Below are 12,239 nucleotides of genomic sequence, written 5' to 3' on the forward strand. Positions count from 1 at the left end.
TCACCACGCGGTGCGGTCCGGGGTGGCTGGGAGTGCCGTTGTCGGCGAGCGCGGGTGGGAGGGCGAAGCCGGCCCGGGCGAGAATCCGCAGCGCCGCGACCGGGAGTGGGGTGACTGCCCGCAGAGCGTTGTAGGGACGGAACAGGGTCGGGTCGAGCAGTACCAGCCTCCTGAGCTGGTCCCGGCGGTTCCGCTATGGAATGGGAATGTGTTCGGGACCGGGGAAGCCACGGCCGGAAGCTCACACGCCACAGCGCGCCCCGGTCTCCGCTGTGCGCGGCATCACTCGATCAAGCGGAGCGGGCTTCAGCGCTCGGCACCGCCCTCGACGAGACGCCTCAACGAGGGAAGCAGGGTGTCGATGTCCTGCCCGGTCCTGAACGCGACAACGGTGGTGCCACCGCCGGGCTCCGGTGAGGAACCGGGCGCCGGAAAGAGGGCGAGCACCTCACGCATCGCCTCGTCCACCTCGGCGACCGGGTCGGACGACTCGCCCCGAAGCCAGCGACGCAGCACGTGGTTGTGGGCGGCGACCACCGCGGCGGCCATGAGTTCGGCCCTCAGCGACGCCGGTTCCGTCGGGCCCCCCAGCCAGTCCGCGATGAACTCCCGGAACAGTCGCTGATAGCGGCCCACGCTGGCGATCTCCCGGTCACGCAGGGCAGCCACCTTGCTCGTGAGGGCGTATCGCCGCCTCGCCAGGTCGCCCTCATCCACGTAGTGCAGCAGTACGAGTCGGACCGCGTCCGACACGGCGACCAGAGCGGTGCCGTGGCTCGAGGTCGCCAGCCGATCTCTGATCAACTCCAGGAGCCGGTCGTGGTCCGGAAAGATGACGTCTTCCTTGGTGCGGTAGTACCGGAAGAACGTCGTGCGCCCGAGCCCCGCTCGCTCAGCGATGTCGTCGACGGTCGTCTGCTCGTATCCGCGCTCGTCGAAGAGCGCGAATGCGGCGTCTGCCAGTCGGATCCGTGCAGGTGGCTTGCTCATGACCGCTCATCCTTCCCCGTCTCACCGCGCAGACGCCACTTGCCTCATCTAGATGGGATCGAACACCGCATTTCGAGCATCGGGCGCCGAGTGACGCAGTGAGGCTTCTATCACAGGGAGTCGTTTGGGACTGAGTACTTTACTTCCGGAACTGGATCCCATAGCTTGTGAAACACGCCGCCACAGCGGTGCCGACGTGCTACAGCCGTGATCGGTGAGCCCTCGCCTCCCGTCGCGGGTCATTTCGGGACGGGGACGGAGAGGGACACCGTGCTCCATACAGCGATCGAAACCACCGATAGCGCCCCCGTCGAACGGGAGGTCGATCCAAGCGCGAGCCCACTCCCGGAGGCGGACTGCCCCACGCAGGTGCCGCTGGGCGGAGTGGGGGGTGGAGAGCTGTACTTCCAGCGTTGCCGCTGGTGTCGGACCGCAGTCTTCCGCCGTCTGTTGTGTCCCGTCTGCGCCTCCACCGATCTCGTCTGGGAGCTCAGTTGCGGCACCGGGGTCATCCGTCATGTCCTGGCCATGGGCCGGAGCCCCGGGAGACAGTGCGCACTCGCCACCATCAACATGAACGAGGGATTCTGGCTGTGCTCCAGGGTCATCGGCGTGCCGCCGCTCACCGTGCGGGTCGGGGCCCCGGTGTGTCTGACAGAAGGCATCGAGTCCGGCCCTCAGGCACTCCTCTTCCGCCTCTGCGAGCCGCCACAGCCTCCGTGGCGATGAAGGTCGAGGCAGCACGCCCACTCGCTCCAGCGACGTCGGGGGTGTGTACGTCCCCCACCGCACCTTCTGACCTTGAGCTCGGTCCCGCAGGCCATTGCCCATCACCTCTGGAGTGCCTCCGATGATCCCTGCCTGCCACCTGCCACGCCGCCCTCCGCTGCCGACCGATTCGTTCCTGCCAAGAACGTTGAGCCGCAATGACGTAACGGTGCCTCCAGGCGCCGGTCTGACGGCCCCGCTTCACCAACCGGCCACCCTCATTCCGGGTTCCCCGGTGCGGATGGCAGTGCCGTTCCCGCTCGGAAACTCATTCACAGCTGCTTCGGCAACCGGGTTCTTGCTCACCACCTGGCACGCCACCAGCGCCAACGCTCAGAAGGGAACCAAGCAGTGAGCACCGAGCCCGCGCAGCCGACCGCCCCCGAGATTCCAGACCGCCACACCACCGCGGGGAAGCTCGCGGACCTGCAGCGCCGCATCGAAGAAGCGACCCACGCCGGGTCCGCGCGCGCGGTGGAGAAGCAGCACGCCAAGGGCAAGCTGACCGCGCGCGAACGGATCGACCTCCTCCTGGACGAGGGGTCCTTCACCGAGCTCGACGAGTTCGCCCGGCACCGCTCGACCAACTTCGGCATCGACCAGAACCGGCCCTACGGGGACGGGGTCGTGACCGGTTACGGCACGGTCGACGGCCGCCCGGTGGCCGTGTTCTCCCAGGACTTCACGGTCTTCGGCGGGGCGCTCGGAGAGGTGTTCGGCGAGAAGATCGTCAAGGTCATGGACTTCGCGCTCAAGACCGGCTGCCCGGTCGTCGGCATCAACGACTCCGGTGGCGCCCGCATCCAGGAGGGTGTGGTCTCCCTCGGCATGTACGGCGAGATCTTCCGCCGCAACACCCACGCCTCGGGGGTGATCCCGCAGATCAGCCTGGTCGTGGGCCCGTGCGCGGGCGGGGCGGTCTACTCGCCGGCGATCACCGACTTCACGGTGATGGTCGACCAGACCTCGCACATGTTCATCACCGGGCCCGATGTGATCAAGACGGTCACGGGTGAGGACGTCGGCTTCGAGGCGCTGGGCGGCGCCCGGACCCACAACACCACCTCCGGTGTCGCGCACTACATGGCCGGGGACGAGAAGGACGGCATCGAGTACGTCAAGGCGCTGCTGTCCTACCTCCCCTCCAACAACCTCTCCGAGCCCCCGGCCTTCCCCGACGAGGCCGATCTGGAGGTCTCGGACGAGGACCGGGAGATGGACACCCTCATCCCGGACTCGGCGAACCAGCCGTACGACGTGCGCAAGGCCATCGAGCACGTGCTGGACGACAACGAGTTCATGGAGACGCAGGCGCTCTTCGCGCCCAACATCATCACCGGCTTCGGCCGGGTCGAGGGCCACCCGGTGGGCATCGTGGCCAACCAGCCGATGCAGTTCGCCGGGTGCCTGGACATCGACGCCTCCGAGAAGGCCGCGCGCTTCGTGCGCACCTGCGACGCGTTCAACCTGCCCGTCCTGACCTTCGTGGACGTGCCCGGCTTCCTGCCCGGCACCGACCAGGAGTACAACGGCATCATCCGGCGCGGCGCCAAGCTGATCTTCGCCTACGCGGAGGCCACCGTCCCGCTGATCACGGTCATCACCCGCAAGGCGTTCGGCGGCGCGTACGACGTGATGGGATCCAAGCACCTGGGCGCGGACCTCAACCTGGCCTGGCCGACCGCGCAGATCGCGGTCATGGGCGCCCAGGGCGCGGTCAACATCCTCCACCGGCGCACCATCGCCTCCTCCGACGACCCGGAGACCACCCGCACCGAACTGATCGCGGACTACGAGGACACCCTCCTCAATCCGTATATCGCGGCCGAGCGAGGCTACGTCGACGCGGTGATCATGCCCTCCGAGACCCGCCGCCACATCGTCCGCGGCCTGCGGACCTTGCGGAACAAGCGCGAGGCGCTGCCCCCGAAGAAGCACGGCAACATCCCCCTCTGACTCCTCTGACCCCACTGACCCCACTGACCTCACGGACTTCAGAAAGGGCGGCCAATAGTGTTCACGGTCGTACGCGGCAATCCCACTCCCGAAGAGCTGGCCGCCGCGCTCGTGGTGGTCCAAGCCCGCGCCGCAGCGGCCTCGGCTGTCCCTGCGGCGCCGCAGCACCTGGACGAGTGGACGGTCAAAACCCGCAACATCTCGTGCGGCGCCCCGCTCCAGCCGGGCCCGGCAGCGTGGCGCAGCTCCTACTGGCCACGCTGAGGAACCCACGGGGCCAGCATCCGCGACGTCGTCGCACGAGCACGGCGAACTCCCTGACCCTGGCGGCCGGTGGGGTCCTCCTGCCTCGCTGACCATTCGAACGGAGAGACCGTGGAGACGCCGCAACAGCGGACAGTTCGTGCCGGTGCCGCGCCGGTGCCGGGCACCCGTACCGTCAAGCCCTGGCTTGACGGCCACGACCGCGGCGCCAACGTCATCGCTCTGTTCCCGCGCGACACCGGCTACGAGGTCATCGGCACCGACCCGCACCAGGCCCCGGAACAGATCGTCGCCATCGTCGTCGCCGAGGATGCACCAGTCCTGGGTCTCTCCGTCCTTTCAGGTGCCCACCTGACGATCGCGCAGAAGGTGATCAACCTTTCCGCGCCGGAGGACGCGGTCGATGTCCGTGCCCTTGTCGGCGACATCATCCCCGACGTCGACATTCCCTCCCTGGAGGCCATGGGCATCCGCGCGGTCTCCACCCTCGGCGCGGACATGGGCCAGATCCTCGAAAACATTGACCGGCTCTACGCCGCCCCGAACCAGACCCTGGAGCCGACATGCTGATGAAGGTGCTTATAGCCAACCGTGGCGAGATCGCTGTCCGTGTTGCCCGTGCCTGCCGGGATGCCGGGATCGCGAGCGTAGCCGTCTACGCCGATCCGGACCGGGACGCATGTCATGTGCGCGCGGCTGATGAGGCCTATGCGCTGGGCGGTGACACCCCGGCGGCCAGCTATCTCGACCAGGCCAAGGTCCTGGCCGCGGCCGCCGAATCCGGCGCCGACGCCGTCCACCCCGGCTACGGATTCCTCTCCGAGAACGCCGAGTTCGCCCAGGCCGTCCTCGACGCCGGCCTGACCTGGATCGGCCCCCCGCCACACGCCATCCGCGACCTGGGCGACAAGGTCGCCGCCCGCCACATCGCCCAGCGCGCCGGCGCCCCCCTCGTCGCCGGCACCCCCGACCCCGTCTCCGGGGCCGAGGAGGTCGTGGCCTTCGCCGAACAGCACGGCCTGCCCATCGCCATCAAAGCCGCCTTCGGCGGCGGCGGCCGCGGCCTGAAAGTCGCCCGCACGATGGAAGAGGTCCCCGAGCTCTACGACTCCGCCGTCCGCGAAGCCGTGGCCGCCTTCGGCCGCGGCGAATGCTTCGTCGAGCGCTACCTGGACAAGCCCCGCCACGTCGAGACCCAGTGCCTGGCCGACACCCACGGCAACGTCGTCGTGGTCTCCACCCGCGACTGCTCCCTCCAGCGCCGCCACCAGAAACTCGTCGAAGAGGCCCCCGCCCCCTTCCTCACCGAGGACCAGAACACCCAGCTCTACACCGCCTCCAAAGCCATCCTCAAGGAGGCCGGATACGTCGGCGCGGGCACCGTCGAGTTCCTCGTCGGCAACGACGGCACCATCTCCTTCCTCGAGGTCAACACCCGGCTCCAGGTGGAACACCCGGTCACCGAGGAGGTCACCGGCATCGACCTGGTCCGCGAGATGTTCCGCATCGCCGACGGCGAGGCCATCGGCTACGACGACCCGCCGATGCGGGGGCACTCGTTCGAGTTCCGCATCAACGGCGAGGACCCGGGCCGCAACTTCCTGCCCGCCCCGGGAACCGTGACCTCCTTCGTCCCGCCGACCGGCCCCGGTGTCCGGCTGGACGCGGGCGTGGAGTCCGGCAGCGTCATCGGCCCCGCGTGGGACTCGCTGCTGGCCAAGCTGATCGTCACCGGCGCCACCCGGAAGCAGGCCCTCCAGCGCGCGGCCCGCGCCCTGGCCGAGTTCCAGGTCGAGGGCATGGCCACCGCGATCCCGTTCCACCAGGCGGTAGTGAAGGACCCGGCGTTCACCAACGAGCCGTTCACCATCCACACCCGCTGGATCGAGACCGAGTTCAACAACACCATCGCCCCGTTCACCCCCACCGGGGCCGACGAGACCGAGGAACCCACCGGCCGCGAGACGGTCGTGGTCGAGGTCGGCGGCAAGCGGCTGGAGGTCTCGCTGCCCGCTTCCCTGGGCGTGGCCACCGCCCCCGCGGGCGGCTCGAAGAAGCCGAAGCGCAAGGCGGTCAAGAAGTCCGGCTCCGCCGCCTCCGGCGACGCCCTGGCCTCCCCGATGCAGGGCACCATCGTCAAGGTCGCCGTGGGCGAGGGCGACACCGTGGCCGAGGGCGACCTCGTCGTGGTCCTGGAGGCCATGAAGATGGAACAGCCCATCAACGCCCACCGCGCGGGTACGGTCAAGGGTCTGGCCGCCGAGGTCGGCGCGTCCCTCACCTCGGGCGCGGTCATCTGCGAGATCAAGGACTGACAGGAATGATCGCCGTGGTTCCACTCGGAGGTAAGCCCCAGGATTGACTGGCGCTTCCCCTTGACCGCCTCCACCAGATGCAGGTGACACGTCTGCCGCGCGACCGCACGCTGCCGTGCGGGGTGGACGCCGGGGCCTGGTCAGGGCGTGGGCTATTGGATTTCCGCCCATCGAGTGGTTCCGCCCTGGTAGGTCGTGGTTCCGGAGCGGGCGGACAGTGCGGCGACGATGGCGCTCCCGCGGCCGCTCTCCTCGGGTTGCCGAGGAGAGCGGCCGTGGTGGGGCAGCAGCGCCGGGCCCGCGTCCGTGACCTCGATGCGGACAGCGCACGCAGCCCGGCCACCCTGCCGGGACAAGCACAGCGACGCAGGGGGAAGGGCGTGAACGACCGCATTGGTGATCAGTTCGGAGACGACCAGAAGCGCATCGTCCGCAAGGTCCGCGGGGATGCGCCACTGTTGCATGGCGCGGGCGGCGCGTCGGCGGACGGCGGCAAGACCTTCTGGAATGTGCGGCAGAGGGAAGACCACATCTGTCCGAGCGGATGAGACTGTCTCAAGGCTGTTGCCGAGCTTCACGGGCAGGTTGTGATTCATGGCGCTGTCCTGGGGGTGTTCCCGGTGGGGTGGGGGACGGCGAGGCCGGAGAGGAACGTCTCGGGCGCGGTACGGCGGCGCCGGGCCACCGGGGATCCGGCCGGGACGGCGGGACGGTCCGACGATGACGTCCGTACCGACCCTTCCGTCGTTATCAACGACTAACGTTATGGGTGATTCACATTCAACGTATGTCGTGGTACTAGCGGAGTCAAGACACGGACGAAAAGGAAAAAAGTTACCGACTGCTCACCTAGGCCAAGACGTCAAGACGCTGCCCATCCGTGCCACCGCGATCAACGCATTCGCCGCGTCGAAACCCATGCACGCCAGGCGGACCAAGGCGGTTGGCGACCTACGTCACGTACAGATGTCAGACATTCGGTGTTAGGGTCGCCTTATGAAAGATCTTCGTGCGCCGCGCCGCGTCGCGAGCTTGTCGGCGCAACTGGTGGACACCCTTCGTGAGCAGATCACATCCGGCGCATGGCCTGTAGGGACGCGGATTCCGCCCGAACATGATCTGGTCGAGCAACTCGGTGTCGGGCGTACGACGGTGCGCGAGGCGCTCGGCGCGCTGGTGCATCTGGGCCTGCTGGAGGCTCGGAAGGGCGACGGGACGTACGTCCGGACATCGAGCGAAATGCACTCGGTACTGATGAGACGTGCCAACACCTCGAGGTGGAGCGACGTGCTGGAACTGCGCGCGGTGCTGGAAGAGTACGCCTCGGGCTTGGCCGCGTTGCGGCGTACCGAAGACGACCTGAATCGCCTGCGGCACCTCCTCGACGAGGCCGAGGCGACAGCGGATTCACCGGAGATGGCCGCCATCGCGGAGCGCGATACCCGCTTCCACCAGGCCGTGGTGAGTGCCAGCGGGAACACCCTTCTCACCGAGGTGTACGACGTCCTCAGCATCGCGGTCGCCGAACAGATCGGCGGCATGCTCTGGCCCAGCGCGACGGCCGCGGAGCACTGCCTTCTGCACAGGCGTCTCGTTGAGGCGATCGCGGCGCAAGACGAGGTCGGTGCACGCTACTGCGCCACCGAGATCGTGAAGCTCACCGAGACCGGAACGGAACGACAGAAGTGACCACCTCGAGGAACTCCCGCGCCGGCCTCACCACGGCTACGAAGGCCGACCGGATCACAACCCCGAAGACGCCGGTTACCACGCCCGCCCTTTCGGCCGGCCTCTTGATCGCGATCCTTTTGGTGGCGGCCAACCTGCGCGTGACCTTGACGGGCGTGGGCACACTGCTGCCGGCCATCGAGCACGACACCGGGTTGACTGCGTCAGAGGGAGGCGTACTGAGCACCCTGCCGCTGTTTGTGTTTGCTGTGACTTCGCCCTTTGTCGGGCGCACCTCGCACCGGGTCGGCACCACCCGCCTCCTCGTGGCCGCCCTCGCAGTGCTGGCAGCGGGCACCGTGATCCGGTCCTTGCCTTCGCTTGCCTGTTTGTTCCTCGGAACCGTGATCCTCTCGGTGGCGATCGCAGTTGGCAACGTCCTGCTGCCTACGGTGATTCGCACCCACGTGCCCGGCCCGCGGGTTCATACCGTCAGCGCTCTCTACGTCACCGCTATGGGAATGGTCGCCGCTCTGTCGTCCGGCATCTCCGTCCCGCTTGCCGAGGTCCTGCCCGGAACCTGGCATTCCGCCCTGGCCTGGGGAGTGGTCGTCGCCGTCGCCGCTCTCGCCGTGTGGTTGCCTCGGCTACGCGACTCCCGCCCGGACGGCGGCGTGCGGTCTCATGGGACACACGCTCGAACCCCATGGCGATCCTGGCTGGCGTGGCAGGTGTCCTTCTTCATGGGCCTGCAATCCCTTGCCTTCTACACCGCCATCGCTTGGCTGCCCAGCATCCTCAGTCAGCAGGGCATGAGCACCACATCTGCCGGCTGGATGCTGTTCTACTACCAGCTCGTCGCACTGGTCACGAGCATGCTGCTGCCTTTGATCACTCGAGGCCGCCACGACCAGCGCTTCGCTGCTGCCACGGGCTCAGCGATCGTCGCCGCAGGCTTCGCGCTCCTGCTCCTCTTTCCAGCGCTCGCACTCGCGGCATGCACTCTTCTCGGGTTGGGCGCCGGTGTCTGTCTCGTGCTCGCCCTGAGCTTCCAAAGCCAACGTGCCACTGGTCCCAGCGAGACCACAGCCCTGGCCGGGATGGCTCAGTCCATCGGCTACCTCGTCGCCGCGACCGGCCCCCTCCTTCTCGGCGTCCTCCACGACACCACCGGCAGCTGGACCGGTGCTCTCCTTCTCCTCACCGCATTGAGCCTGGTCATGGCCGCCGCCGGTTATGGCGCCGGACGCGACCGCCACGTTCGCACCCGGCCCGACCGCGAGACAGACTGACGCCGTCCAGAACACACCGGACCACATGCAGAGAACGCGAAGTCAGCCCCCTGAACCGAGGGCGCCTCCTTCGGCGCCCCGGAGGCAAAGCTCGGCATCAAGGGCTCCCCGACCCGCGAGGGGTCGCTCGGGCGAAGGAACGCTGGCGGGCCGGCCACCGTCGTACTTACCGGCCGTGGATCACCGAGCCCGGTCTCTGGTTGCAGTTCGACTGGGGATGGGGCCCGAAAGTACCTGGTCCGGGCGGTGGAAGTGAGCGCGAGACGCTCCTGTTCTGCGCGTGGCCGGCCTGGTCCCGCTTCCGGGTGGTGATCCCGGTCTGGGACCGGACCCTGCCCACGGTGATCTCGTGCCTCGACTCCACTCTGCGGGCGATCGGCGGGGCACCGACCTATGTACTCACCGACAACGAGAAGACGATGACCATCGACCGGGTCGCCGGGATCGCGGTCCGTCATCCTCAAGTCGTCGCCGCGGGACGTCATTACGGCCTGCAAGTACACACGTGTGTCCCCTTCGATCCCGAGTCCAAAGGGGGCAGTGAGGCCACCGTCCGTATCGCGAAGGCGGACCAGATCCCCACCACCGCGAACCTGCGGGAGAAGTACGCCAGCTTCGCCGAACTCCGCGGAGCCTGTGCGGTCTTCTGCCAGCAGGTCAACACCCGCGTCCACCGGGAGACGAGCAGGACCCCCGCCTCCGCGCTGGACGTCGAACGCACCCGCCTGCACCCACTTCCCGTGGCCCCTCACACCCTCGCGCTCGGTGAGTCCCGTCAGGTGCTGAGGGACCAAACCGTCCGTTTCGGCTCGGTCCGGTACTCGACCCCGCCGGGCCTGGTCGGCCAGGAAGCCTGGGTCCGCGCGGACGGCGAGGAACTCGTCGTGGTGGTGGACCTGTCCCGGCTCGCGCACCGGCCGGAGTGGATGCAGGGTCCGGCCGGGCTGATGGAAGTCGCCCGGCATCCATTGTCCCTGCCCGGACGGCCCGTCATCGACCTGGCGCACTATCCGAACCATCCGCAGGAGACGGACGGCTCCCCGCGCCAGCCCAGACCCAAGCCCGTCAACGATGCCGAGGAAGCCTTCCTCCGGCTCGGCCCCGGAACGAAGTCCTGGCTGATCGAGGCCGGCGCCGCGGGCACCACCCGGATCCGGGTGAGGATGGCCGCCGCCGTCGAGCTCGCTGCCCTCATCGGTCCTGCGGAGGTCGACCTGGGCCTCGGTCTCGCCGCGACCGCCGGCCGATTCGCCGAGGACGACTTGATGTCCATCGTCCAACACCGTCGGCACGGCGCCCGCCCCGCCGATCTCGTCGTCGCGGACGAGACACACTCCGTCCAGCCCGGCACCTCCGCCTGGGCCGACTTCGGCCGCCCGGCTTCCTGATCCACCGGTCCCCGCCGAGCTGGAGACCGTCCTGAAGCGGATGAGGTTTCCGTACTTGCGCCGGGCGGCCCCCGAGGTCCTCGCCACCGCCCGCTCGCAACGCTGGGACCCGGCCGAGGTGATCCGGATTCTGCTGGAGGAAGAGATCAAGGGCCGGGATGAGGCCACTCGCCGCAACCACCGATGGCTCGCCCAACTTCCGTCCGGGAAAACCTTCGACTCCTGGCGGGAAACGGATTCCTCGATCCCGGCGCCGACCCAGCACGCGCTGATGACGCTGGAGTGGATCTCCCGCGCGGAGAACTTGGCGGTTGACCGGCCCTCCGGCACGGGGAAGAGCCACCTCGCCGAGGCCCTCGCGAACAAAGCGATCGATGAAGGCATGAAGGTCTGCTGGTTCACGCTGGAATCACTGACCGCTCGCCTGGGCCGGGCAACCGTCGCCAAGGCCGTCGCGAAGATCACCCGGTGCGACCTCATCATCATCGACGACATCGGCATGCTGCCCTCCGGGCAGGCCGCCGCAGAAGCGTTCTACCGAGTCATCGATGCCGCCTACGAACGCCGCTCGGTGATCGTCACCTCGAACCTGCACCCCTCAGCTTCGACTCGATCATGCCCAGGACACTGGCCACCGCCGCCGTCGACCGGCTCCTTCACCACGCGCACATCGTCCTCACCGAAGGCTCCAGCCTGCGGCTGACCCAGGCCACCACCGGCCAGGGCGTCGTCCCACTGAACCAGCCGGGCCAGAGCGTGTCTCCTTGACGGGTTCGTCGGCCGACCAAGAACCTTGGGAGTCCCCGTTGTCCTCGACGTTGGTGACCATCCTGCGCAGCACCTTCAGCGCGGCCACGTACTCTACGTCGCTGATGCCCTCGTGGACCACGGCGCGCAGCTCGGTCACCAGCTCGCGCAGCCGCACCCTGGCAGCCTCCCCGGCATCGGTGAGCTGCAGGCGCTGCCCGGCATCGGTCCGGAGCCAGCCGCGGTGGAACAGCTGGTCGATGACACGAGCGATCTCGTGCGGTCCGTCCACAAGCGGCGTCAATTGGATGACGACCTCCTCGCGGCTCGGCGCCACGGACCCGCCGTTCACCCGGTTGAGCACCCAGTACTGCGGCTGCGTGACGTCGACCCTGGCCATGGCGTCACGCAGATGCCGGGTGACGGCCGCGTGGGCGAGGCCACTCCAGTATCCAATGGGCTGAGTGGCCAGCATGTCGTCGGTGGCGGCCGGATCAGCTGGCGCCTGGTCGGTGGTGGTGTCAGTCAGCGGTCTCATCATCGCGACGCTATATCCCCCATCGCACCGCCATCGCAACGGGGCCCCAACGCTCACACGTCCCCATCCGAGGGACGAGTAGTCGTACCGGGCAGGGAGGTCAACTGTCCGCACACAAGGATCTGAGATGTCCGCTCGCCCGGACGGCCTGCTGTCCCCCGTCCGCCCCGCCTTCCGCCACTGCTCATGCTGACTCCGGCCCTGCAAACGGCCCGACGGGAACGCGGCCCCGGACGTCCCTCCGGACCCGAACAACCCGCCCACAGCGGCGCCCAGAAGCACGGCCATACCTGCGTCCATCCCCGCAGTCTGG

Annotated in this window: 10 protein-coding genes and 2 pseudogenes; 9 read left to right on the forward strand and 3 right to left on the reverse strand. The window is 68.3% G+C overall.

Annotated features, from left to right (window positions below):
- Window positions 1–306: 306 nt before the first annotated feature.
- Window positions 307–990 (reverse strand): TetR family transcriptional regulator, encoded by a 684-nt coding sequence (locus LIV37_RS12170; RefSeq protein ID WP_020867416.1) that lies wholly within the window; start codon window positions 988–990, stop codon window positions 307–309.
- A gap of 384 nt (window positions 991–1,374) precedes the next feature.
- On the opposite strand from LIV37_RS12170, the gene LIV37_RS52545 reads away from it, so the two are divergent.
- The 5 genes from LIV37_RS52545 to LIV37_RS12190 all read left to right on the forward strand — a co-directional run bounded on the left by LIV37_RS52545 (window position 1,375) and on the right by LIV37_RS12190 (window position 6,293).
- Window positions 1,375–1,719, forward strand: coding sequence for a Zn-ribbon domain-containing OB-fold protein (locus LIV37_RS52545; RefSeq protein ID WP_373920771.1), 345 nt, complete (start codon window positions 1,375–1,377; stop codon window positions 1,717–1,719).
- A 390-nt stretch (window positions 1,720–2,109) separates the two neighbouring features.
- Window positions 2,110–3,714: an acyl-CoA carboxylase subunit beta gene (locus LIV37_RS12175; RefSeq protein WP_121825563.1), complete on the forward strand. Its 1,605-nt coding sequence runs from the start codon at window positions 2,110–2,112 to the stop codon at window positions 3,712–3,714.
- 57 nt (window positions 3,715–3,771) lie between these two features.
- A complete protein-coding gene (locus tag LIV37_RS12180; RefSeq protein WP_121825562.1) occupies window positions 3,772–3,978 on the forward strand; it encodes an acyl-CoA carboxylase epsilon subunit in 207 nt (68 codons plus the stop codon).
- A gap of 156 nt (window positions 3,979–4,134) precedes the next feature.
- Complete coding sequence (locus tag LIV37_RS12185; protein ID WP_020867418.1) at window positions 4,135–4,548, forward strand: cobalamin-dependent protein; 414 nt, start codon at window positions 4,135–4,137, stop codon at window positions 4,546–4,548.
- The gene (locus LIV37_RS12190; RefSeq protein ID WP_121826087.1) at window positions 4,545–6,293 is read left to right on the forward strand and encodes an acetyl/propionyl/methylcrotonyl-CoA carboxylase subunit alpha; all 1,749 of its coding nucleotides are present in this window, start codon (window positions 4,545–4,547) and stop codon (window positions 6,291–6,293) included. Before LIV37_RS12185 ends, LIV37_RS12190 begins: the two co-directional genes overlap by 4 nt.
- 152 nt (window positions 6,294–6,445) lie before the next feature.
- On the opposite strand, the gene LIV37_RS12195 is transcribed toward LIV37_RS12190, so the two are convergent.
- Complete coding sequence (locus LIV37_RS12195; RefSeq protein WP_121825561.1) at window positions 6,446–6,889, reverse strand: ATP-binding protein; 444 nt, start codon at window positions 6,887–6,889, stop codon at window positions 6,446–6,448.
- 400 nt (window positions 6,890–7,289) lie between these two features.
- Here LIV37_RS12195 and LIV37_RS12200 point away from each other — a divergent pair, with 400 nt between their 5' ends.
- The 4 genes and pseudogenes from LIV37_RS12200 (at window position 7,290) to LIV37_RS12215 (ending at window position 11,409) form a co-directional block, all read left to right on the forward strand.
- Window positions 7,290–7,982 (forward strand): FadR/GntR family transcriptional regulator, encoded by a 693-nt coding sequence (locus tag LIV37_RS12200; protein WP_121825560.1) that lies wholly within the window; start codon window positions 7,290–7,292, stop codon window positions 7,980–7,982.
- Window positions 7,979–9,253, forward strand: a complete 1,275-nt coding sequence (locus tag LIV37_RS12205) for an MFS transporter (RefSeq protein ID WP_020867421.1) — start codon at window positions 7,979–7,981, stop codon at window positions 9,251–9,253. The genes LIV37_RS12200 and LIV37_RS12205 overlap by 4 nt, the downstream gene beginning before the upstream one ends.
- 341 nt (window positions 9,254–9,594) lie before the next feature.
- Window positions 9,595–10,641: a Mu transposase domain-containing protein gene (locus LIV37_RS12210; protein WP_243146351.1), complete on the forward strand. Its 1,047-nt coding sequence runs from the start codon at window positions 9,595–9,597 to the stop codon at window positions 10,639–10,641.
- A gap of 19 nt (window positions 10,642–10,660) precedes the next feature.
- A pseudogene (locus tag LIV37_RS12215) lies at window positions 10,661–11,409 on the forward strand (ATP-binding protein).
- A 34-nt stretch (window positions 11,410–11,443) separates the two neighbouring features.
- On the opposite strand, the pseudogene LIV37_RS12225 reads toward LIV37_RS12215, so the two are convergent.
- Window positions 11,444–11,926, reverse strand: a pseudogene (locus tag LIV37_RS12225) (MarR family transcriptional regulator); the annotation flags it as partial.
- Window positions 11,927–12,239: the final 313 nt, after the last annotated feature.

It is taken from the genome of Streptomyces rapamycinicus NRRL 5491, from assembly GCF_024298965.1.
Taxonomy (GTDB): Bacteria; Actinomycetota; Actinomycetes; order Streptomycetales; family Streptomycetaceae; genus Streptomyces; species Streptomyces rapamycinicus.

Coding starts and splice junctions, on each gene's coding strand:
- LIV37_RS12170 (WP_020867416.1), bottom strand. CDS start 990: ATGAGCAAGCCACCTGCACGGATCCGACTGGCAGACGCCGCATTCGCG.
- LIV37_RS12195 (WP_121825561.1), bottom strand. CDS start 6,889: ATGAATCACAACCTGCCCGTGAAGCTCGGCAACAGCCTTGAGACAGTC.
- LIV37_RS12200 (WP_121825560.1), top strand. CDS start 7,290: ATGAAAGATCTTCGTGCGCCGCGCCGCGTCGCGAGCTTGTCGGCGCAA.